Genomic DNA, 21,768 nt, shown 5'->3' with positions numbered 1-21,768 from the left:
TGTGGGACGGCAGCGACCGGACTGGGTCATCCTGGCGACACCCGGCGACGACGACGCCGGCGTGTCCTGCAACCGCCGGACCGGGATGGTGGAACTGATCTGCGACGACGAAGTGGCCGCCGCCGTGCCGCGCACCGTGCGGACCAACGGCGCTCGCGTCGTGCAGCTCAGCTCACCTGATGTTGAGGTCACGCGAGACCAGCCGCTGTGAACTGCGGGTTCTCACCTACCGCACCGGCAGTTTGGAAGAGCCGCTCAACTGGTCGTCGTGTCGGAAAGACCTGGCGGCCGGCGGCAGGGCTGATTGCCTCTCATGCCCGTCCATGACCGCCGCGTCACGGCTACTGGCCGTCAGCGGCCCGCACCAGCTATGAGATTAGCTGCCGAGCGACGCCTTGCCTCCAGCTTGTGACAAACGCAGACTTCAGCCGTGGAACGGGCTTGGTTACCTGCTCTGGGTACTGCTCCTGCTTGTTACCTGGTCGGGTGTGATCGGTGCCTGCCTCGGCCGGCTTGACCTGTGGGAGGCGGTACCGGGGGCATCGCCGTGGCGGCTCTGGGGACCAGGCCTCCTGGCCTGGTCTTGGCCCGTTCCGATGATTGCCGGCTTCCTCCTCGTCGACAAGCCGTGGGCCGATTACCTGCTGGTCCTGCTGCCGCTGGGACCGCTGATCGCCACAGCGTTAACCGTGGTGGAGTTCCATCGCCGGCGCGCTGAGGACTTGGCGTCCGGAACGCCTCGGCGGCTCAAGCTGTGACAGGGGGCCCAACAGTCGTCGTGCTCCAGAACTGAAGTGGCCCCAATCGGCCGGACACCGGCCTTGATTGCTGGCTACCGCGCAACGGAGCCACTACCACTGGCGAAGAGAACCAAGATCGGTGCGGTACCAGGATGCGCCGATGACGACGTGGAGTTCCGCGCCGCGGCAAAAGCTGCGAGCCTCGCGTATCTCCATGCCGTCGGGCAGAACGAGCCGGGTTGGTTCACCGGCAGGTATCACCGCTGAGGCATCGATCTGGAACGGAGTCGCCAGGTCGTATTCGGGTCCGTAGCCCCCGATTGAACGCGCCGCTGGCGCCGTCGGTCAGCAGGGCGTGCGCGCTGCGGTAGGGGGCCGGGCCGTGGTCGGTTGGCGTGTCGCCCGTGACGGAGACGAGGTGGAACCGGGTGTAGGCGCAGGTCCATGCTGTCTCGTCGGCCAGGTTGAGTGCGTAGCAGTCGAAGATCTCCGGCATTGCTGGTCGCTGTGGGTAGAGCCAGTCCGGTTCGAGGTCTGCGGTGAAGCGGGCGAGGCCGTGTGTCTGGGGGCCGCTGCCGGCCATGGCCTCGTCGAAGTAGCCGGCCCAGATCGCGCCGGCGGGAGTGGTCAGCACATGCTCGATCGCATCGCCCAGGTCACCCTGGTGTTCACGTCGACCGTCAGAGGTCCATACTTCCGCGTTGGTGCCGCCGCGGTTGCGAGAGCGGACGATCAGGATGCGGTCGCCGGGTAGGGGCTGCACGAACGAAGATTGGATGCACCCGTCGAGCTGCACGCACCGGACCGGCTGTCGGCTGCCGTCATGCACGGTGATCAGACGCCGGTGGGGTTGATCGCGGCTGGCCGGGACGGCGAGGGCGTGGTTGTCCGGGCCGACACCGACCGTCTCGGGTGTCCGCTTCCATTGCGGGTCGGTCCGGTCGGGGATCAGGTAGCCGGCGTGGCGCAGCGGCGTGACGGGGAGCCTGAGGATCTCCAGCCGCCGGCGCAGGCTCTCCTGGTCATACTCATGTCTGGTTTGGGCACGGGGATGTCCTCCTGATCGTTCGTACGGGTCTGTTCGCATCGACGGCTGCCGTGGTGGCTGGTCAGGTGGGGCTGGCAGTGATCTTGGTGCGGGTGGCCAGGGCGAGCTGCAGGAGTTGCTCATCGGCGCGCATCTCGGCGTCGACGTCGCCCAGATACACGGCAACGCGGTGTCGGGAACCGATTAGACGGTCTAGTGCGGGGATCATCGGCTGCGCGTGTAGGCCCATCGCGGCGAGGGCCTTCATGACGGGTCACGCGTACCCATCGTCATCGAGGTACTGGGGAAGGGCGCTGAGGAGCGCCGGAGCGGAAGGCGGGCCGTGATAGCGCCAGTAGGCGGTCGCCGCCCTGGCCTGCATCCATCCCGTCTGGGTGAACAGGTGATTCAGTTGGCGAACCTGCCGATCGGTGAGGCCGCCGTGCTGGGTCAGCCAGTCGAACAGGTCCGGGGCGATCCCACAACGTCGCAGCTTCTCGGGGCGGGCATCAAGGTAGTCATCCGCGACGCGGCGGTCCCCGGTGATCGTGAGCATTGCGCGAACGGCGCGGTCCGCTGCGGCATCGTCCGAGGCTGTGAATCGCCGCAGAAGCGGCACCGCCGACGTGGCCGCCGCACCGATCGCTCCAAGCGCAAAGACCGCCAGCCGCCCCTCGGCCAGGCAACCGCGCTCTATCGCGTCGGCCAGTCGGGCGGCCAAGTCGGGCACCGCGTCCACCGCAGCGGGGCCGAGCGCCGCCAGGCAGCGCACGGCCACGAGCGCGGGACAGCTGTGCCAGTGCTGTCCCTCGTGGCAGGGCCCCCGGTGCTCGGCCAGCACCTGCCGCGCTGTCGCGACGAGGCTCGTCGGATCGGGTGACGCCGCCGCGACCGTGGCGAGCGCGTCAGCAAGCCGAGGATGCGGATCCCCGTCGAGCAGCAGACGCAGCAACTCCGGAACCGCGCGATGATCCCCGACGCAGCCCAGGGCCGTCGCGACCGTAGCCAACAGATCCGGTTCGACCAGCATCCGCGTGAGCTGATCCGCCGCCAGCCGCGTCGCCGTCAACGATGCGCAGACCACGCCGACAGCGGCAGTCCGCACCGCCGAGGCCGGCTCCATGAACACGTCCGACAGCACCGGTGCCAGCCAGGCCGGAGCAGCCCGCCACGTCCGCATCGCCTCCGCGGCGATCTCCAGGCCCGCCCTACGAACCGACTCACTTTCGCCGGGCCAAACCAACGGCGCCACCAACGCGTAAGCGTCTTGCTCCCGGTCCCTGCGTCTAAGGACGATCGCCCATCGCTCACCAGCGCGCCACGAGGTCCGCCCGCCCATGCCGGCGAGCGCTTCCGCGGCTGGTGCCAGATCGGCGCGCACTGCCGCGTCCAGCATCGGCCATTCGGACGGGTCGGCGGTCAGCAGGGCCGCGCAGGCGCCGAGGAAACGCACTGCTGAAAGCTCGTCGCGCCGCATCCGCTCGATCATGTCGACCCACCGGTCGCCATGGTCGTCCCGCTGAAGCACCTGAAGGCACAACGCCTCCGCTAACGCCGTTCGCACCACCGGATCAGACGATCCGAACAGCACCCCGATCGCCTCGTCCGCGCTGGCCGCAACCACGAACAACCAGGCCGCCGCACGCCGAACACGGTCATCGGGGTCACCGAGGGCAACCACGGCGACGTCAGCAACTGCGGGCCACCGATCCGCTTGCGGACACAGATCGGCAAGAAACGTCAGGACCGTCAGCCGGACGTTGGGAGAAGGATCGACAGCGCGGGCCAGCAGATGCCGTACCACCTCACCGCCGCGGTCCGACTCGACTTCCTCGAAAGCCCTCGACCGCGCCGGACCATATCTACCGACGTCACCTGTGCTGAGCGCGTCATCCAACCAAGCCAGATCAGCCGATCCATCCATCGGCGCTGGCGCGCTCATCGAACGGGGCGGAAACCGCCCTTCACATCAAACACGAGCGAGATCATGACGCACCGCGGCACCACGCGCAACCAACTACCGCCTCCCGCGCCCGACCAACACCGACCAAGTCCCGCGCCCCAGCCACGATCCGACCTCTTCGGGCCCGCCGAAGAGCTCACCGAGGAAAAGGCCCTGGTCAGGCCGTTGTGCATGAGATCGGTGGTCCAATAGATGGAACAGTCGGCGGCGACGGGTCGGTGAAGCGCACCGATGGCCGTCGATCCGGTCGCCCCAGCATCGGCCGGCCGATGAGTTCCCTGTCGTCCATCAAGCGCACCGCCTTACAGCGTCCCGCAGCGTGACCACTTCGGTCTTCTCTGGGAGGTCACGCCGACCCGCTCGCCCGCATCACCGCAGGTCAGAGCCCTCTGCTCTGTCCGACCTCGGTGAGCACTTCGGACGCGGTGACCACTTCGCCAAGCTGCACCCAATCTGCTCCCAGATGCAAGGCCGGGCCATCCAGCAGCTCCTTACCGCCCTGACCTGCGCATACTCGCCAGCCAGGCGACATAGAACGGCATCGACCGCTGACCAAAACGGATGAGCACTCCGTGTGAAGCAGGACGCTGCACCGACTTTGACCTGCGGAAACGCGAAGCCGCAGGCAGGGGTGGATGCAGTTGCGTGCCGTCCGGTGCCGTTCGGTGCGGTTGAGGGCCGTTCAGTGCACCCTGTTGCTCCCAACCTGCTCCCCGAAGAGGGGAGCCAAATCCTTGCAGGTGATCATGAGCTCGGAGACATGGCTACGAGTTCAAGCACAAATCGATCATGTCGGCCAGATTGATGCCATTGGCCGCGTCGGCGCTATCGTGCACCGCATGCGCGTTCCCGGTTGGCTCGACGACACCCGGACCTCCTACGACACCGTGGCGACCAGCTACGCCGACCTCCTCCGCGACGCTCTCGCCCGCGAACCGTTCCAGCGGGGCATCCTCGCTCTCTTCGCCGAACTGGTCCGCGCCCAAGGAAACGGGCCGGTCGCCGACGTCGGCTGCGGCCCCGGCAGGATCACAGCCCACCTGGACAGGATCGGCCTGGACGCGTTCGGCATCGACCTGTCACCCGCGATGATCGACGTGGCCCGTCGAGACCATCCCGGCCTACGCTTCGAGGTCGGCTCCATGACCCGTCTCGAACTGGCCGACGATCGCTTGACCGGCCTGCTCGCCTGGTTCTCCCTGATCCACGTTCCCGACGACGAGGTCCCAACGGTCCTTGCCGAGTTCCACCGGGTGCTGCGGCCCGGCGGGGTCATGCTGCTCGGGTTCCACGCCGGTAATGGCAGCCGACTGAAGACGGAGGGCTACGGCGGACACCCGATGAATGTGTACGTGCACCGCCGCTCACCGGGCCGGGTCGCGGCCTGGCTGGACGCCGCTGGCTTCACCGTCGAGTCGGAGATGGTGCACCGCCCGGCCCCGAACGTCGAGGGCGGGTTCGTCTTCGCCCACCGGGGAGATGGGCGGAGGCATTTGTAGTCGCGGCCCGAGACGCCGCGGAAGCCTACCCGCGCGAAGCGGCACGTCCTGTCCGGGCCCTACTCCTGCTGCTTGTCACACTGGTCGCCCACAGAGCCGCTGCACCGCCTGTCAAAATCCGCCGCGACGGTCCCGACGGGCACTGGTCACGAGCCAACCGCGGGGCTGAAGCCCTTCACCCTGACTAGCGCCTCCGCCTCGGCCAGAAGCTGGTCGATGTCCGCCTCGCTCCACGACAGGACATCGTGCACCGCCACGAGGGTGGCGCACTTCAACTCGATCACCGTCTTGGCGCCCAGGTCATCGATGTGAGTCTGCTCGCCGAGCGCCCGCCGGATCAACGCCTCCATCGCGAGTACGTCGATGGTCGGTCCGAAACCCACCCGGACGTCCGCGACGAACGAGGCAATCTCCCGGAGATCGGTACCCGGCGCGAACCGGCGCTGCACCGCGAGCTCGAACGCGGCATCGATGACCGGCATCGAGTCGACCGAACCGCCGGGCTCATGCATCTTCAGTCGAGCCCGCTCGCGCTCCTCCGGTTGGCGCAGCGCCAGCCCGCGCAGGATCTGGCCCATCAGGGTGACCGGCCGGGGATACGCTTCGCGCGCGGCGACAGCGCGGCGACGCTTCCTACCTGCCTTCACCGCCACCCCGCCTCCAACGCCAGTGCATCCTGTCTCCATCCGTCCGCGGCACCGTCGGCCACTCGTCCGCCAGCGACCCGAACAATCCGATCTGCCTGCCGGTGAGGATCACATCCTCGGCCGACCTCAGCAGCCCGACGAGTTCATCGTCATCCAGTCCCAGATCGTCCGCCAGCGCGAAGAGCAGCGCATACCGAATGTTGCCCAGCACCTCCCCGGCCATCGACTCGGCAAGGTGCTCCTCGCCGAGGGAGACGCGAATCGCCGCCTCCGCCTCACGCGGCGGCACTCGCGCCTGCTCGGGAGCGGCGGCATTGAACTCTCGGACGAACCTCGTGACGTCGCGAAGTTCCACCCCGCCACCGAAACGCCGGAGCACGGCGAGATGGAACGCGGCCTGCATGACATCGAGCCCGTACTTCTCCCGCTCCAGCTCCGCGGCGAGCCGCCGCCACCGCTCCTCGTCGCCCCGGAACTCCGCTAGCAGCATCCGCGCCTCCGGCGTCCGCAACCCGGGCTCGGCACCCGGCGACCGCTCCCCACCGACCGACGTTCACGTCACCTCCCCCGCAACTTGCTGATCACGCGGCCCCTGTCAGTCTGACTCAGGGGCGAAGGGGCGCCGCCGGGGCTGCCGCAGCTCCCACTCGGCTGGGCAGAGGTATGCCCAGGCGCCCGCTATCACGGGCCCCATCTCGGGGAGATCGGTGCCCCAGCTCGGTGAGCGGTCTGCGACATGCTGCTCGTGGCGCTGGTAGACGGCCAGGAAGTGGTACTGCGGATCAGTTCGCCAGAGGGCGTATGGCTGCTCGCGCATCCAGTCGCAGGCCGCGTCGCCCTCGGCGAACAGACCGGCGGCGAGCGGCAGAACCGGCACCGGGCCGTCGCTGTGCGGATCGCCGTACTGCTTGAGGTAGGCCAGGTACCCGTCCTCGTTTCTGGGGTGAGTGATGTGGACGCAGAGGACGGTGGCCGGTGCGGCCAGAACGCCGGCCACAGCCGCACCGAGCGTGATCCGTAGACGTTTCCGCATACGGCAGAGGCTAGATCGACGGCGCTCGGCTCGCGTATCCATCGCCCGCTGAGCGGCATGCTGGCGATGGAGGCAAACGTCCCGGGCCTCGGGCGTCGTCCGCTCTGACCCGGGAACCCCTCACACATCCTGAGCTCGACACGAGCGGCACGTTCAAGCGGGGCGGCCTGGCGCCCGGGCAGTCGTTGCTTGTCCGAGGGACGTGCCCCTTGATGAGACTCCGCGCAGGTCGTGGAGGTAGGATGCGTCAGATTGCCTCGAGCGCCTTGGTGATGTTCCACTCGGCCAGGTCCAGCATCCACTTCCGGTCCGGGAAGTCGGTGTCCGCGATCCGCAGTGGCCCTTCGATCAGGGACAGCGTCTGCGCGTATCGGTAGAGCTCCAGCCGGTCGGGATCGAGATCGACCGGACGCAGCGCCGAGTAGGTGTCGCCGAAGCGCATCTGCAGCCAGGCGTGGTCCCATTCGACTTCGAAGTACGTCAGGCCCTCAAAGTCGATCATGACGGCCTCGTCGGCCGGTGTGACGAGGACGTGATCCGGGCCGAGTTCACCGTGTACCAGCCCGTATTCCTCGCGTGGGGTGACCGTGCTCCTGAGGTGGCGCACGTGGGCGGTGATCCGGTGATGCGCATCGGCCAACCGGACGTCGCGGACAGCTGCCGCGTCGACATGGCCGAGCGCGCGGTCGACTATGACGTCCTCCGCCCGTCGAGTCTGAGACGCCTCACCGTGGGCAATGGCCGCGAGCTTGCCGAAGTGCGGGCCGAAGGTGGTGTGCATGCGGCGCAAGGCCGCACCGAGCGAGGACAGCGGCATGGCGGCCGTGGCCGAGTCGTGTTCCAGTAACGCCTCCAGCCGTAGCGCCCCGGCGTCTTCGACCAGAGCGATGTCGGCGTCGAGGTAACGGCCGTCCCGGTCGAGCATCATCAGATCCGGGACCCGTACTCCTGCTGCGGTGAGCGCCGCGTGGTTGGCGGCGAACAGATCTGCGCCCGACGCGTCCGTGAACGGGTCGTCCTGGACGGTCGGTGACGGTGGCCAGTAGTTCTCGTCCGCCGCCCACACGTACAGCACCACGGTGGTCTGGTCGTTCAACCGAAGCCGGTAGACGCCCTTCTTACTGCCGCCTGCCAGCCGGTCCAGGGCAGCAAGCCGCCGGTCGGAGGGAGTTGCCCCCTGGTCCTGGACACTTGAACCTTGGATCGTGATGGTCCGGGGAGATCAGGAGTCCCTGACAGATGGTGAACAAGCACTACCCCGCGGAGTTCAAGGCTGACGCGGTCGCGTTGTACCGGTCTCGGCCTGGGGCGACGATCGCGCAGATCGCTGACGATCTCGGGGTCAACCGGGAGACGTTGCGGAGTTGGGTCCGCGCCGATGATCGACGCAGGGGCGTAACCGCCGGGTCGGCGGCCTCCGTGGCGGGCTTGCAGGCGTCCGGTTCGGTGGAGGCGGAGAACGCCGCGTTGCGGCGGCGGATTCGGGAGTTGGAGGAGGAGCGGGACATTCTGCGGAAGGCGGCCCGGTATTTCGCCGGGGAGACGCGCTGGTGAGACACCCTCTGTCAACCTTCGGCTGGTCGGGTGGGCGGGAGGGCGCGGTTGCGGTTGGCGGTGTGGGTGTCTTCGTTGTAGGTGACGCCGAGGCGTAGACAGTGCCAGAGCAGTTCGAGCCAGCGGTTGCCGAGTTTGCGGAGAGCGCCGGAGTGCCGGTCGCCGGCGGCGATTTTGGCGTTGTAGAAATCGCGGGCCCGAGCGGAGCGGGTGATGCTGCAGAACGCCCATTGCAGGACGGCTTCGCCGAGGTAGCGGTTGAAGGCCAGGCGTCGGGCGATGGTGTATTCGCTGCGGCCGGAGCGTCTGGTGACCGGGGCTTGGCCGGCGTAGCACTGCAACGCGTTCGGTGTCGCGAATTGGTGCCAGTGCTCACCGATCTCACCGGCGACCCGCGCGGCAAGCCGGTCACCCAGGCCGGGCATGCTCAGGTAGATGTTCCCGGCGGGGAACGTCGCTGCTGGGTCAGGGTTCTTGACGGTCTTGGCCCGTGCGGGGCGATGACCGCCGAGAAGGAGTTCACCCATCCGCCGTTCCCATAGGCGTCGCTGTGCGCGTAGTAGCAGGAGCTGGGCGGCAGCCAGTCGGATGCTGCCGGTCTTGGCCTGGACCAGGCCGGGCTGAGCGGTTAGCTGGGGCTGCGACAGCGTCTGGATGACGCGGTCGGCGAACCGGTCTGGCCAGCCGTGCCGGCAGGAACGGGCGAACGCCTCGAGCTCGTCGCGGCTGACCGCAGCCAGCGCCTCCGCGGCAGGCCAGCGTTCCACGAGTTTGAGGAACACCGCGGCGCTCAGATCGCCGTCGGCGATCTCGATGGCGGCGGGGAAGACAGCCAGCAGGTCAGCGCGCAGCCGGTTACCCAGGCGCCGCTCATCGCGCGCGGCGCGCACATCATCGCGGGCGATGGCGCGCAGTTCGGCACCGATCTGCCCGTGCGGGATCAACGCCCGCAGCTCGATATAGGTGTCCAGGGCGAGTAGACAGCAGATCCGCGCGTCCTCGGCGTCGTCCTTCTTCCGGGCTGGCCCGCGGCGGCGGGCCACCAGGTCCGGGTTGATCGGAACGACGGTGAAACCGGCTTCTACCAGCGTTTCGACGAGCAACCCGTGCCGGGTCTCGAGCACTACGCGAACCTCGGCGGGGTCCGGCTCCAGTTCCAGGCACCGCTCGATCAGCCGGTTAATCCCCTCCGGGCCGTGCGGAATCCGGAACTGCTTGACCACCCCCTTTCCCGGTATCCCAAATGCGACGTCGTGGAAAGACTCCGCCCAGTCCAGCCCGACACCCAGCACACGCACCTCACATTGGTCTTCCCCGAATGGTCAGGTCGGTGGAGGCGCCGCGCCGTGCTGATGGACCAGTCCTCTCGGGACAACACCCTCGTGGGCGTCAGGCCTCCGCCGGTCACTCCCGGGGACGCCGTCTCACCAAAGTCCTCGAGGGACAAACCGCTGGAGCGTTCCCCGGAAGTGCCCGACGAGGAAGGTAGTCCCATCAACCGCTTCCAGTTCGTCGCCGACCACCAGCAGCGCTATGGCGTGAAGCGGTTGTGTCAGATCCTTGGGGTGTCCCGCTCGAGCTACTACTACTGGCGCTCGGCCGCCACGGCCCGGGCCACCCGACGGGCCGCGGACGTCGCTCTCGCCGCCCGGATCCGGGCGGTGCACGCCGCGCACGACGGCACCTACGGAGCACCACGGATCACCGCTGAGCTGCGCGATGCCGGGCAGCTGGTCAACCGTAAGCGGGTCGCGCGGGTGATGCGCCGCTTCGGCGTGCAGGGTCTACGACTACGCCGACGAACACGTACGACGGTGCCGGACCCGGCCGCAGCGAAGGCCCCGGACCTGATCGGCCGGGACTTCACCGCCCCGGCGCCGAATCAGCGTTACGTCGGCGACATCACCTACCTGCCGGTCGGGGAGCGCGGCTTCCTCTACCTGGCCACCGTCATCGACCTGCACTCCCGGCGCCTGGCCGGCTGGGCGATCGCCGACCACATGCGCACCGACCTGGTCATCGACGCCCTCCATGCCGCCCAGCGCACCCGAGGCAGCCTCGACGGGGCGATCATGCACACCGATCACGGAGCCCAATACACCTCCCGGGCCTTCGCCGAGGCCTGCACCACGGCGGGGGTCCGGCAGTCGATGAGCGCGGTCGGCAGCTCCGCCGACAACGCCGCCGCGGAGTCGTTCAACGCCACCTTCAAACGCGAGACCCTCCAGGGCCGCCGCGCCTTCACCGACGAACGCGAAGCCCGGCTGACCACGTTCCGCTGGCTGCACCGCTACAACACCATCCGCCGCCACTCCCGGCTCGGACAGCAGCCACCGATCACCTACGAAAAGAACACCCGGCCAGCGCCAGCTACGCTGGCCCCGGCCGCATAAACCCCATGTCCAGGATCAGAGGTCAAGCCCCCATGGTCGTGCTCGCCTCTGCCGGCGGGAACACAGTGCCGGCCATCGCCCGTCTCGTGCAGGCCGACGACGACACGATCCGGCAGGTCATCCACCGGTTCAACGAGATGGGGATGGCCAGCCTGGACCCTCAGTGGGCGGGTGGCCGTCCCCGCCAGATCAGTCCTGACGATCAAGCGTTCATCGTCGAGACGGCCAACACCCGCCCCGAGAAACTGGGGCGGCCGTTCACCCGCTGGAGCGTGCGCAAGCTCGCCGACTACCTCTGCTCGCATGCCGCCCGCCCGATCCGCATCGGGCGGGAACGGCTGCGGCAGATCCTGCACCACCACAAGATCACCTTCCAGCGGACGAAGACGTGGAAGGAGTCCACCGACCCGGACCGGGACACCAAACTCGCCCGGATTGAGTACGTGAGCAGCCAGTTCCCGCAGCGGGTGTTCGCGTTCGACGAGTTCGGGCCCCTCGCGATCCGGCCGCAGGCCGGCGCCGGGTGGGCGCCAGCCGGACATCCCCATCGACTACCCGCGAACTATCACAAGCTGCACGGGGTCCGGCAGTTCCACGGCTGCTACTCCGTCGGTGACGACCAACTCTGGGGCATCGTCCGGCGGCGCAAGAGCGCCGCGAACACCCTTGCCGCGCTCACGTCGATCCGCAACGCCCGCCCGGACGGGGCACCGATCTACGTCATCCTGGACAACCTGTCCGCGCACAAAGGCCCAAAGATCCGGGCGTGGGCGGCCCGGAACAAGGTCGAACTCTGCTTCACTCCGACCTACGCCTCCTGGGCCAACCCGATCGAGGCCCAGTTCGGGCCGCTACGCACGTTCGTGATCGCTGGCTCGAACCATCCCAACCACCCCGTGCTGACCCGGAAACTGCAGGCCTACCTGCGCTGGCGCAACGCCAACGCCCGCCATCCCGACGTTCTGGCCGCCCAACGCCGCGAACGCGCCCGCATCCGCAGCGAACGACAACGACGCTGGGGCCAACCCGCCACCCGCGCAGCCTGACCCCAACACCCTGAACGTTCGTGGTCACGGCACTAGTGTTCTGCGCCGGAAATTCGCCTACAAAATCTGGCGAGTGAGTCGAGGATCTCTTCGGCGGTCTTGGTCCAGACGAACGGGTGTGGGTTGCTGTTCCAGTCGGCGATCCACGCCCGGATGTCGGCCTCGAGACTCTGGACGCTCTTGTGGGCGCCGCGGCGGATCTTCTGTTCGGTGAGGTAGCCGAACCAGCGTTCCACCTGGTTGATCCACGAGGATCCGGTCGGGGTGAAGTGCATGTGAAACCGCGGGTGCCGGGCGAGCCAGGCGCGGATGGCCGGAGTCTTGTGGGTCCCGTAGTTGTCGCAGATCAGGTGCACGTCCAGCTCGGCTGGCACGGTCTTATCGATGGTGGCCAGGAACTTCTTGAACTCGGTGGCGCGGTGCTGGCGGTGCAGTTGGCTGATCACGGTGCCGTCGGCGATGTTGAACGCGGCGAACAGGCTGGTGATGCCGTTGCGGGCGTAGTCGTGGGTGCGCCGCTCGGGCATGCCGGGCATCATCGGCAGCACGGGCTGTGAGCGGTCCAGGGCCTGGATCTGGGATTTCTCGTCCACGCACAGCACGACGGCCCGTTCGGGCGGGTTGTGGTAGAGGCCGACGACGTCGACGACCTTCTCGATGAACTGCGGGTCGGTGGACAGCTTGAACGTGTCCGCTCGGTGCGGTTTGAGCCCGAAGTCCCGCCAGATCCGGCCGATTGTTGACTTTGACAGCCCTGACCGCTCGGCCATCGACTTGCGGGACCAGTGGGTGGCGTTGCGCGGTGTCTGCTCCAGGGTGGCGACCACAACCTGTTCGACCTGGTCCAGGCTGATCGACGGGGGCCGGCCCGGCCGCTGCTCGTCGATCAGCCCATCGAGGCGTTCGCGCAGAAACCGCCGCCGCCATTTGCCCACGGTGGACAAGTGCACACCCAAAGCCGTTGCCACATCTGTGTTCGACGCGCCGTCCGCGCACGCCAGAATGATCTTCGCGCGCATCGCGAGGACCTGCGCGGACTTCGCCCGCCGTGACCAGCGCACCAGCGTCGCGCGTTCCTCGTCGGACAACACCAGCGGCGGGGTGGGACGCCCGGTCCTCGGCATCCCACCACCCTACACCTACTTATGAGGCGGATTTCCGGCGCAGAACACTAGCCACGTCTCGAAACTCGCGCCGACCCGCTCGGGGGCATTCGCCCGGTCGTACTCCTGGCGCAGCTCCGTCCTCAGGTCCGGCGCCTCCACGACCTGCCCGCGGAGATCCTCTACCAGGGGTTTTGACCTGCGCCTGCAGTGCCTTCAGCGCGATCACCGACAGATCCCACGGCCCTGCCCAGCGCCCGCGTCTCCCGGCGACACCCGCACCGGGAAGGGTGTCAGTCCCAGGTCTCGCTGATGTCGAGGACCTCCAGGCCCGAGGGCCGCGCGGGTGCCACGGCCTTCGCGTCCCGGGTGACCAGGTAGCAGCGGTATAGGACGGCGGTGGCGACGGCGTGGGCGACGTCGAGCGGCACGTTCGCACGGGCGGCGATCCGGGCGACGCGCCGGCTCGTGGCGGCGTCGTAGACGGCCACGTGGATGTCCCGGTCCTCGCTGAGCAGAAGGTCGAGCATGGTGGCGGCGGCGGTGCCCGCCAGCTGGAGCTGCGCCTGCCCGAGACAGAGGGCGGGGATCCACACCTGCTGCTCCGGGTCCTCCTCGGCGAGGGTCAGGATGGCACCCGGTTCGATGCTGGTCCCCGAGGCGTAGGCGAGAAGCGCGGAGGTGTCCAGGACCAGGCCATTCACGCGGCGGCGGTCCCGTCGTCGTCGAACTGGCGAAGCCACTCGAGGTTGCGGGCATGCTGCTCGTCGCTGATCGGCGGGAGCTCGGCGAGGCGTTGCCTCGTCCGCTCCACGTCCTCGTCGGTCACCACGTAGCCCAGCTCCTCCCACCTGGCGCGTAGGTCGTCGGCGCGCATCTTGCGGCGGAGGATCCCGGCGATGAAACCAGAGGTGTTGCTCTGTGTGCGCTCCACGTACGCGGCCACATCGTCAGGCAGGCTGATCGTGATACGGCGAGTCATACTTCGAGCATACCCGCTGCATACCGACGAGCTGCGCCAGGGCGGTCACGCCACGCGGTCACCCCGACCGGCACCGTCACCATCCGGGCCAGCGCCGGCGTGGCCGCCGGCGCCGGTGAAGACCCAGAGGACGTCCTGCACCGCGCCGACATCGCTCTCTACCGCGCCAAACGTGCCGGCGTAACCCTCTACCGCCCGGGCATTGCCGGCTGCCGAAAACGGTATTGGCGGGTAGTTGCTGCTCGCTGGTGTGAGAGGCCTCAACCCCTGCAAGCTTCCTAGGACATCATCGCGCGGAACCGGATCGTTACTCCGTCACGCGCCGGGCCAGTCGGGCCGCGTTCAGCTCGCCGATGACCACGTCGACGGCCGCCATGTCGCTGACATCGACACCGCGGGCAGTCAGTTCTGCGGCGAGCTGCTTGGCCGGTCCCCAAGCGGACTCGTCGTCCACCGCGGCCAGAAAGTCGCACAGGTAGATGTCGGCCGTCGCGACCACCGGCTCGACCCACTCGGCGTCGACCTCTCGCCGGTGCAGCGGGCAGAACCTTCTGCTGCGCGTCGTCGAGGAAGGTTTTGCGAGGCAGCCAGTCGCCCAGAAACACTGCAACCCACCGGGGACTCCACGCCAGCAGACCGGGCCGGACGTACGCGTGCCGTAATCGACGAAGATGTCCGCCAGCGACCGCGCCACCTCCCGATCCACATCACACCCGGCCGGCACGCCCGCACCCGCCGCGACGGGCCGGCATGCCCCCACCATGAACGCGTCGATCAACTCCTGCCGCCGCTGCCCCGGCAACTCCGGCGCATCCGGCCAGTCCGGCAGGAACTCCCGGCACCTGGACCAGGCCAACGCCCGCACCTCGACAAAGTCCTCATCGTCGGGGCGCGGCCCGTACATGCCGGTGGTCCGCAAGGCGCCAGCCAGATCCGCCAGCGCCTGCGGTACCGGCACCTCGACCACCGGCATCGGCACTTCACCCGCGGTCGCGCAGCTGCGACCAGTACTCCCCATCTCGCCGGGTGCGGCGCCCCGGCCCTCGACAGGGTGACTTATCGCCAGCGCCACGTCGTGGAGTGCGGCATCGACCGGCTCGAACGCAACCGCGCCGTGGCCACACGCGGTGGAGTCCTCCTGCTCGCACTCCAGGGTGCTTGTTTGCGTCGATCAGCGGTGCGAGCGCCCAGGTGGCACGGCGCCGCCCCCGTCAAGGGGACGGGAGGAGGCTGTGTGTTGACATGCCAGTGCGGTCGCTTGTGAGTTTGTGACTGGTGGGTGAACGCCGCGGCGCCGCTTCGTTCGACCGTGACGTCCAGATTATCGGTTTGCGCTCTTGTATACCGATGTCGGCGGCGGGCACGCGTTAACCGAACACTGGACGACCCTTCTGTTCTACCGGGGGCCCTCGCCCCCGGCAACGGCGGGCCATGGCTCGACGTCGATCTGGCGCGCGCCACGGTCGTTGATGATCAGTACCTCGGCGCCGGTCGGGACCGGCGTCGATGCGTACGCGAGGTAATAGTGCGCGAGGCTCACACGAGGGGCGGTCGAGCGGCGACCTCGGGGGGGTCCGCCGTGGCGCCGGCGGCGAAGAAGGCGGCGTTCATCTCGGCGTAGCCCCGCAGCTCCTCCGGAAGCATCGCGTCCATGGCGATGGCCTCCTGTGGGCAGACCGGCTCGCAAGCGCCGCAGTCGATGCAGACGTCCGGATCGATGAACAGCATGCGGGTACCGGGCTTAATGCAGTCGACCGGACACTGCTCCAGGCACGACCGGTCCATCACGTCGATACAGCCGGCGGTGATCACGTAGGTCATCGAATCTCCTCCAGGTGACAGGTCTGCTCGACACCGGCGCCGATGCGCACCAGGCTTGCGAGGTCGGTAATCTTGGTGCGGGCACGGCCGGTGCTGGCTCCGAGGGCGATCTCGGCGGCATCGATGCGCTTCCACCCGGCCCAGTCGACGGCGACGCACCGGCGGGCCGCGATCAACGCGGAAAGTCGGCCTGGGTGGGTCGCGGACGGGACCAGGCCGGCGTCGAGGTCGGCCCACAGGGACCGGATGCTCTCGACGGCGCACTGCTTGTTCGTACCGATGACGCCGCTCGGCCCCCGCTTGAACCAGCCTGCCACGTACAGGCCCGGCTCGACCCGCCCTGTGGTGTGCAACGTGGCACCCGCGGGATCGGCCGTCACGCCCGGCAACGAGCGAGTGCGGTACCCCACCGCGGCGACGATGGCGCTGACGGCCAGATCCTCGGTCGCCTCGGAGGCGTTGTGGCGCAGTCGGATCGCCGCCACCCGCCCCTCGCCCAGGATCTTGATAGGACGGCGCCGAAAGTGGACGTGTAGCCGGCGGGGTGCTGCGGTGGCAGCGCGCCGGGACCAGCGGTTGAACACGTCGACCCGCCGTCCGATGACCCGGTCCTCGCTCGCGCGGGCGCGGTCTGAGCCATCGAGCACGACGTCGTTGGGGTCGACGAGGATGTCAAGGTCGAGCTTGTCGAGTTCGAGCAGCTCGGCGGCGCTGAACTTCACGTCGGCGACGCCGCGGCGGATCACCAGGTGGACGTCGGTGACGGGGCGGGCGTCCAGCGCCGCCGCTACGGGTTCGGGGATGTCGGTCCCGCCAAGCCCAACCCCGCCCTTGAGCAGCACGCGCGCGATATCGAGGGCGACGTTCCCGGCGCCGACCACGGCCACGGCCGTCGCGCCGCCGGTCCAGGGCACGCCGTCCACTGGGTGGCCGTTGTACCAGGGGACCAGGTCGGCGGCGGTCCAGCTGCCGGGGAGGTCCTCACCTGGGATCCCCAGCCGGCGGGCCAGCGGGGCGCCGGTGGCGAGGACGACGGCGTCGGACGTTCGTTTCAGGTCGTCGAGGGTGAGGTCGGTTCCGTACTCGACGTTGCCGTAGAACCGGACTCGGGGGTCGGCGAGGACTCGAGTGAGCGCGGCGGTCACCGACTTGATCTTCGGGTGGTCCGGCGCCACGCCGTAGCGGACCAGGCCGAACGGGGTCGGGAGACGATCGACGACATCGACCTCGACGCCCGGCCGGGTCAGCAGCTCGGCGGTGGCGAACACTCCCGATGGTCCGGCGCCGATGACGGCAACGCGGGTCATCAGGCGGGACCCTCGGTCGGGCCCCGGCCCTTCAGGCCGTTGTTCGACCGGAACCCACCGAGCAGTGTGTCGTCCCAGAGGAACCGCTCCACAGCCTCCTGATCGCGGCTCCTGTCCTGGTCGTAACGCTCGTGGTGGACGATCTCGTCGAGCCCGCGCCGCGAGGTCGGGGCCGGCATCACGGCCGGGTATCCGACCCCGAACATGTCGTAGATCCGCATGTGCCGCGGGATGCCGAGCCAAGACTTGATCATCGTGCTCATGTAGGGCGAGCTCACGTCGCTGACCCACTGCGAGCCGAGGCCGAGCGAGGCAACCGCGAGATGGGCGAAGACGGTCGCCTGAGCCAGGCTCGTCACGAAATGAGACTCGCCCTTCTCCAGCGCTGTCCGCACGGGATATGCATCGATCACTCGCGGGTCGCCCAGCACGAGGACGAAGACCGGCGAGTGCCGAAAACCGGTGTAGCCAATGTGGTCGCGATGACCCCACACGGCCTCCTGCATCTCGCGCTTGTCGGCCATCTGCCGGGCGTAGAGCTCGGCGATTCGCTTCCGCGTCTCGGCGTCGCGCACCACGAGGAATTCCCACGGCTGGGCGTTGCCCGCCGAGGGCGCCCAGCGGGCGACCTCCAGGATCTTGTCGATGGTCTCGTCAGGCACCTCACGGTGCGGATCGATGGCCCGCACCGAGCGGCGGTGCCTGGCGAGCGCGAGGAGTTGGTCGTACGTCGCGGCGTCCGGCGGGGGCGTGCCGACCTGATGCCCGTCGCTCTCTGCCGTCATAGTCATCGCATCTCCTTCGTTGTGATGTGGTGCCCCAGCCTGGACGGAAATGGTGAGAGCGTCCAATATCGGTTTTCATCCGTCTGATAGCGTGGCGTGATCAGAGGTGGAGTGGTGGAGTTCCGACATCTGCAGTACTTCGTGGCGGTAGCGGAGGAGCTGCACTTCCGCCGGGCCGCGGAACGACTGCACATCGTGCAGCCCGCCCTCAGCCAGCAGATCGCTCGCCTCGAAGAGGAGCTCGGGGTCCGGCTGCTGCAGCGCACCAAGCGGCACGTCGAGCTGACCACGGCGGGCCGGGTCCTCCTGGTTGAGGCCCGGGCGATGCTCGAGCACCGCGACGAGGCGACCGCCGCGGTGCGCAGGGCCGCGGCGGGCAGCACAGGGCGGCTCGCCGTGGGGTTCGTGGGCCCGGCCGCGTACAGCGTCCTACCGGGGGTGGTGCGCGCGTTCCGCAGCCAGTATCCCGACGTGGACCTGAGCCTTCACGAACACACCACAGCCGAGCAGCTCGAGATGCTGGCCGCGCGCCAGCTCGACGTCGGGTTCCTTCGCCTGCCTTCGGCAGCGGAAGGCCTCGAGCTCGAACAAGTGCTCTCCGAGCCGATCTGCGTCGTGCTTCCCGCGGGACATCCGCTTGACAATCGGCCGAAGGGCGCTCCGCTGGAGGTCACCGAGCTCCGTGGTGAGGGTTTCGTGGTGGTCCCCCGCTCCCGCGAGGCGCTGGTCTTCGACCGGATCGTCGCGCTCTGCCACGGTGCGGGGTTCAGCCCGCGCGTCGTCCAGGAGGCACAGCAGGTCCACGCCATCATCGGCTTGGTGGCTGCCGGCATGGGTGTCGCCCTCGTGCCGGACTCCATGCGAGCTCTGCGACGCCCGGGGGTCGTCTACCGGTCACTGCCGCCGTCGTCGAGCACAGTGGTCGGAACCGGACTCGCCTGGCGGCGGGAGGAGGAATCACCGGTCGTCGAGCCGTTTGTCCGCATCGTCCGGGCCACGGCGAAGAACCAGGTCGACGGCGCGAAATCAGCCAGGCCGTGAGGAACAGGCCGGCAGCACCCGCCGCGACCGGGACGACGATCGCGAGTGGCTCGGCCGCGCCGGCAACGAATGGCAGCAGCGCGGTCGCGAACGCCGGCGGGTGAGCCTCGCCGACGAGCGCGGCGACCACGGTCAGCGCGACCATGGCAGCCAGCCAGTCCATCGAGATCGCGACGCAGCACACTGCCCCCGTCACGGCCGCGACGACGAGTAGCAGCCAACGCCGCAGGATGACCCCCGAAATGGCCACCGGCCAGAGCACGAACTCCAGGCAGGACACCAGCAGGGGCGCAGCGAACGCCATGCCCGGGGGAAGCCCGCGACCGCGGCCACGGCTAGCCACGATCCCACTGCGCCGCCATGTACGACCGCAGTGGTCGACGACCACCGCGCACGTTCGGACGCAGGCCCTCCGGCCAGGATCGCACAGAGCCGTGCCACGACCAGGACCGCCACCGTATGCCACCAGTTGCGACCAGCGGCGCAGCCCTTCATCCGCGTCCTGCCGCTGGAAGGCTGCCAGCGGGCATCGTGCTGGAATCGGCGCCCCGCGGCCGGGTGTTCAGCAGAACAGCTGCCTTCACCCGATCCATGGAACGGCGTACTCAGCGTAAGGGTTTTGGATAGGTTCCCGGTCGCGCCAAGGATTGTGTGTAGTTACCGCGCCAGCAGGCCGCCCATGGAGTGAGCCACCACCCATGTTCGTCCGCTCGATCACCATGGGTGCGCCACTCGCGTACGCGTCGGGTGTGGAGAACTTGCGCCGCTACGGACCGCGAGGCCAAGCGTCGTGTCGTCAAGCCGATGGTCGCGCGTGCGAGCGGACCAGGAACGCCTTGACCCACAGTTCCGGATGGCGGTGACGCTGGTCGGCCCCCGGACATCGGCGCCGAGGAAAACTGACCGCGGAGGGCCCGACCGGCCCGCGCGAACGCGACCCGCGGGCCGCCTGACGCCGCAGTCCGGGACCAACCCGGCGAGCGGGCGCAGGGTAGGTACTCAGTACACTGATGATTTGCGGCGGATCGGAGGCGAATCGAATGACGGCACGGCAGGCGGGCCACGACGGCGTGGTGGACCGCGTCGAGGTGAAGCTGGTCGACATGCCCCTCGGGGCGGCCCGCGGCGGGTCCGGAGCGACGCAGCTGCAGCTCGTCCGGATTGAGGTGACGGCCGATGACGGCGCCGCGGGCGTCGGGTTCACCTACTCGCTCGGCCCGGGAGCCGAGGCCGTCGCGGCGTTGCTGGAGGCGGTGCACCTGCCCGCCGTGCTCGGGATGCCGCTGCAGGACTGGGACCGCACCTGGTACGCGCTGCGCGACCGGACGAGCCGCCTCGGCGCGGGAGTCGCCCTCCTCGCGACCTCCGCCGTGGACATCGCCGTGTGGGACCTTCGCGCCGTGCGCGCGGGGGTTCCCCTCTTCCGGCTGCTCGGCGCCCACCGCGAAGACGTGCCGGTGTACGGCAGCGGCCGGGCCACCCACGGGATGTCGACGGCCGAGCTGGTCGAGGGCGCCCTGTCCTACGTCACGGAGGGGTACCGGGCGGTCAAGCTGCGGGTCGGGGTCCATCCCCCGGCCGTCGACGTTGCCCGGGTCGCTACCGTGCGTGCGGCCGTCGGTGACGAGGTAGCGATCATGGTGGACGCCAACGAGCGGCTCGATCTGGCGACCGCGCTGTGGATGGGACCCGCGCTCACCGAGCTGGGCGTCGCCTGGTTCGAGGAGCCGCTCCCGTCCGCCCACGTCCGGGCGCATCACACGCTCGCCGCCACAGCGGCGCCACCCCTGGCCGTCGGCGAGCACCTGCTCGGGCTGGGCGGCTTCACGCCTTTCGTCTCCGGCGGCGCCGCGATCCTCATGCCCGACGCTCCGCTCACCGGCGGCGTGTCGGAGTTCCGGCGCATCGACGCGCTCGCCGAGGCGCACGGGCTCGCCGTCACGCCGCACTTCCTGCCCGAGCTGCACGTCCACCTGACGGCCGCGGCGCGCAGCGGCACGTGGCTCGAGCACTTCCCGCTGCTCGACGATCTCCTGGGCGAGGTCCTCACCCCGGTGGACGGGCGGGTGGCGCCGCCGCAGCGGCCGGGCCACGGCATGGTGTGGGACGAGGCGGCGCTGGAGCGGTTCACCGTCCGCACCGCCGTGGCCGGGCGCTGACCGACACGGTCAGTCGTAGTCAACCTGGTGGTGGTCGACGACCAGGTTCAGCAGCCGGACGAACTCGACGCGCTCCCGTTCGCTCAGCCCGAGCACGAGCTGCTCGCTGACGCGCTCGGCCGCGGGGAGCGCCTGCTGCAGCAGCGCGCGGCCGGCATCGGTCACCCGGAGCAGGTTGCGCCGGGCGTCCCCTGCGTCGCGGAACCGGACCAGGAGGTCCCGCGCGGCGAGGCGGCGGACGATCTCCGCGGTCGTCGAGCGGTCCATGCCGGCCAGCTCCCCCAGCATCCGCTGGTCGATCCCGGGCTTCTGGTCGAGGATGTTCAGCACCGCGAACTGGGCGGACGTGACGTCGCCGGGCACCTCGCGCGCCCAGATCTCCCGGTGCACCTGCTGCAGCCGGCGGACGAGGTGACCGGGGGCCGCACGCAGCTCGAAGAGCTCGCTCGACTCCTCCTGCGCATCGGTCAGGCGATCGGCCGGGGACATGCCCGCAGTGTAGTGACGGGACTGCTCCGGACACGCCGCCCGGGAAGTTGTCACGGCCGACCTCTTGCGCACGCCGCCCGGCTCTCCTAGTACGGCAGCCGCCGTTTGAGATGTCGCTGGCGGTGAGGGGTGGACGCGAGGCGGCCACCGCGTGATCGTCTGTACGTTGTGGACATAAC

The 21,768-nt window shown here is 69.0% G+C and carries 23 protein-coding genes and 1 pseudogene; 8 read left to right on the top strand and 16 right to left on the bottom strand.

Annotated elements, in window-relative coordinates; all coding sequences use genetic code 11:
• Position 1 precedes the first annotated feature (1 nt).
• Both ACFYOS_RS32755 and ACFYOS_RS32750 read left to right on the top strand, forming a co-directional pair.
• Entirely contained in the window at positions 2-211 is a 210-nt protein-coding gene (locus tag ACFYOS_RS32755) for a hypothetical protein (protein WP_387150034.1), read from the top strand.
• Between the two features lie 385 nt (positions 212-596).
• On the top strand, positions 597-758 hold the full coding sequence (locus ACFYOS_RS32750) for a hypothetical protein (protein WP_387150032.1): 162 nt from the start codon (positions 597-599) through the stop codon (positions 756-758).
• A 226-nt stretch (positions 759-984) separates the two neighbouring features.
• On the opposite strand, the gene ACFYOS_RS32745 is transcribed toward ACFYOS_RS32750, so the two are convergent.
• The 3 genes from ACFYOS_RS32745 to ACFYOS_RS32735 all read right to left on the bottom strand — a co-directional run bounded on the left by ACFYOS_RS32745 (position 985) and on the right by ACFYOS_RS32735 (position 3,709).
• Positions 985-1,536: a hypothetical protein gene (locus ACFYOS_RS32745; RefSeq protein WP_387150030.1), complete on the bottom strand. Its 552-nt coding sequence runs from the start codon at positions 1,534-1,536 to the stop codon at positions 985-987.
• Positions 1,537-1,849: 313 nt separating this feature from the next.
• Entirely contained in the window at positions 1,850-2,035 is a 186-nt protein-coding gene (locus ACFYOS_RS32740; protein WP_387150028.1) for a hypothetical protein, read from the bottom strand.
• 6 nt (positions 2,036-2,041) lie between these two features.
• Positions 2,042-3,709 (bottom strand): hypothetical protein, encoded by a 1,668-nt coding sequence (locus ACFYOS_RS32735; protein ID WP_387150026.1) that lies wholly within the window; start codon positions 3,707-3,709, stop codon positions 2,042-2,044.
• A gap of 860 nt (positions 3,710-4,569) precedes the next feature.
• Here ACFYOS_RS32735 and ACFYOS_RS32730 point away from each other — a divergent pair.
• Complete coding sequence (locus ACFYOS_RS32730) at positions 4,570-5,229, top strand: class I SAM-dependent DNA methyltransferase (RefSeq protein WP_387150023.1); 660 nt, start codon at positions 4,570-4,572, stop codon at positions 5,227-5,229.
• Positions 5,230-5,375: 146 nt separating this feature from the next.
• Here the strand turns inward: ACFYOS_RS32730 and ACFYOS_RS32725 are convergent, their stop codons facing one another.
• The 4 genes from ACFYOS_RS32725 to ACFYOS_RS32710 form a co-directional block, all read right to left on the bottom strand.
• A complete protein-coding gene (locus ACFYOS_RS32725; protein ID WP_387150020.1) occupies positions 5,376-5,882 on the bottom strand; it encodes a hypothetical protein in 507 nt (168 codons plus the stop codon).
• A complete protein-coding gene (locus tag ACFYOS_RS32720) occupies positions 5,863-6,387 on the bottom strand; it encodes a hypothetical protein (RefSeq protein ID WP_387150018.1) in 525 nt (174 codons plus the stop codon). Before ACFYOS_RS32720 ends, ACFYOS_RS32725 begins: the two co-directional genes overlap by 20 nt.
• A gap of 84 nt (positions 6,388-6,471) precedes the next feature.
• A complete protein-coding gene (locus ACFYOS_RS32715; protein ID WP_387150016.1) occupies positions 6,472-6,909 on the bottom strand; it encodes a hypothetical protein in 438 nt (145 codons plus the stop codon).
• 247 nt (positions 6,910-7,156) lie between these two features.
• On the bottom strand, positions 7,157-8,119 hold the full coding sequence (locus tag ACFYOS_RS32710; RefSeq protein ID WP_387150070.1) for a phosphotransferase family protein: 963 nt from the start codon (positions 8,117-8,119) through the stop codon (positions 7,157-7,159).
• Positions 8,120-8,148: 29 nt separating this feature from the next.
• Between ACFYOS_RS32710 and ACFYOS_RS32705 the strand changes: the two genes are divergently transcribed.
• Entirely contained in the window at positions 8,149-8,463 is a 315-nt protein-coding gene (locus tag ACFYOS_RS32705; protein WP_387150014.1) for a transposase, read from the top strand.
• Positions 8,464-8,474: 11 nt separating this feature from the next.
• Here ACFYOS_RS32705 and ACFYOS_RS32700 read toward each other — a convergent pair whose 3' ends face one another.
• Entirely contained in the window at positions 8,475-9,761 is a 1,287-nt protein-coding gene (locus ACFYOS_RS32700; protein WP_387150011.1) for a transposase, read from the bottom strand.
• Between the two features lie 195 nt (positions 9,762-9,956).
• Between ACFYOS_RS32700 and ACFYOS_RS32695 the strand changes: the two are divergent.
• A pseudogene (locus ACFYOS_RS32695) lies at positions 9,957-10,856 on the top strand (IS3 family transposase); the annotation flags it as partial.
• A 32-nt stretch (positions 10,857-10,888) separates the two neighbouring features.
• Entirely contained in the window at positions 10,889-11,902 is a 1,014-nt protein-coding gene (locus tag ACFYOS_RS32690) for an IS630 family transposase (RefSeq protein ID WP_387150007.1), read from the top strand.
• 32 nt (positions 11,903-11,934) lie between these two features.
• Here the strand turns inward: ACFYOS_RS32690 and ACFYOS_RS32685 are convergent, their stop codons facing one another.
• From ACFYOS_RS32685 to ACFYOS_RS32655, 7 genes are all read right to left on the bottom strand, one after another.
• Positions 11,935-13,026, bottom strand: coding sequence for an IS630 family transposase (locus ACFYOS_RS32685; RefSeq protein ID WP_387150004.1), 1,092 nt, complete (start codon positions 13,024-13,026; stop codon positions 11,935-11,937).
• 272 nt (positions 13,027-13,298) lie between these two features.
• On the bottom strand, positions 13,299-13,709 hold the full coding sequence (locus tag ACFYOS_RS32680) for a PIN domain-containing protein (protein WP_387150001.1): 411 nt from the start codon (positions 13,707-13,709) through the stop codon (positions 13,299-13,301).
• Positions 13,706-13,987, bottom strand: coding sequence for a hypothetical protein (locus ACFYOS_RS32675; RefSeq protein ID WP_387149998.1), 282 nt, complete (start codon positions 13,985-13,987; stop codon positions 13,706-13,708). The genes ACFYOS_RS32680 and ACFYOS_RS32675 overlap by 4 nt, the downstream gene beginning before the upstream one ends.
• Positions 13,988-14,294: 307 nt before the next feature.
• Positions 14,295-14,960, bottom strand: coding sequence for a hypothetical protein (locus ACFYOS_RS32670; protein WP_387149995.1), 666 nt, complete (start codon positions 14,958-14,960; stop codon positions 14,295-14,297).
• A 563-nt stretch (positions 14,961-15,523) separates the two neighbouring features.
• Entirely contained in the window at positions 15,524-15,808 is a 285-nt protein-coding gene (locus ACFYOS_RS32665) for an indolepyruvate ferredoxin oxidoreductase subunit alpha (protein ID WP_387149992.1), read from the bottom strand.
• A complete protein-coding gene (locus ACFYOS_RS32660) occupies positions 15,805-17,115 on the bottom strand; it encodes an FAD-dependent oxidoreductase (RefSeq protein WP_387149990.1) in 1,311 nt (436 codons plus the stop codon). The genes ACFYOS_RS32665 and ACFYOS_RS32660 overlap by 4 nt, the downstream gene beginning before the upstream one ends.
• Positions 17,115-17,966 carry a nitroreductase family protein gene (locus ACFYOS_RS32655; RefSeq protein WP_387149988.1) on the bottom strand — a complete coding sequence of 284 codons (852 nt, stop codon included), beginning with the start codon at positions 17,964-17,966 and terminating at the stop codon, positions 17,115-17,117. Before ACFYOS_RS32655 ends, ACFYOS_RS32660 begins: the two co-directional genes overlap by 1 nt.
• A gap of 30 nt (positions 17,967-17,996) precedes the next feature.
• Between ACFYOS_RS32655 and ACFYOS_RS32650 the strand changes: the two genes are divergently transcribed.
• Positions 17,997-18,941, top strand: a complete 945-nt coding sequence (locus ACFYOS_RS32650; RefSeq protein WP_387149985.1) for a LysR family transcriptional regulator — start codon at positions 17,997-17,999, stop codon at positions 18,939-18,941.
• Between the two features lie 1,040 nt (positions 18,942-19,981).
• Positions 19,982-21,100 (top strand): mandelate racemase/muconate lactonizing enzyme family protein, encoded by a 1,119-nt coding sequence (locus ACFYOS_RS32645; protein WP_387149982.1) that lies wholly within the window; start codon positions 19,982-19,984, stop codon positions 21,098-21,100.
• A gap of 9 nt (positions 21,101-21,109) precedes the next feature.
• Here the strand turns inward: ACFYOS_RS32645 and ACFYOS_RS32640 are convergent, their stop codons facing one another.
• On the bottom strand, positions 21,110-21,589 hold the full coding sequence (locus ACFYOS_RS32640) for a MarR family winged helix-turn-helix transcriptional regulator (protein WP_387149979.1): 480 nt from the start codon (positions 21,587-21,589) through the stop codon (positions 21,110-21,112).
• Between the last annotated feature and the right edge of the window lie 179 nt (positions 21,590-21,768).

Source organism: Micromonospora sp. NPDC005806 (assembly GCF_042871425.1).
GTDB lineage: Bacteria > Actinomycetota > Actinomycetes > Mycobacteriales > Micromonosporaceae > Micromonospora.
The sequence above is the reverse complement of the archived record's forward strand: the minus strand, read 5'-3'. Positions and strand labels throughout refer to the sequence as shown.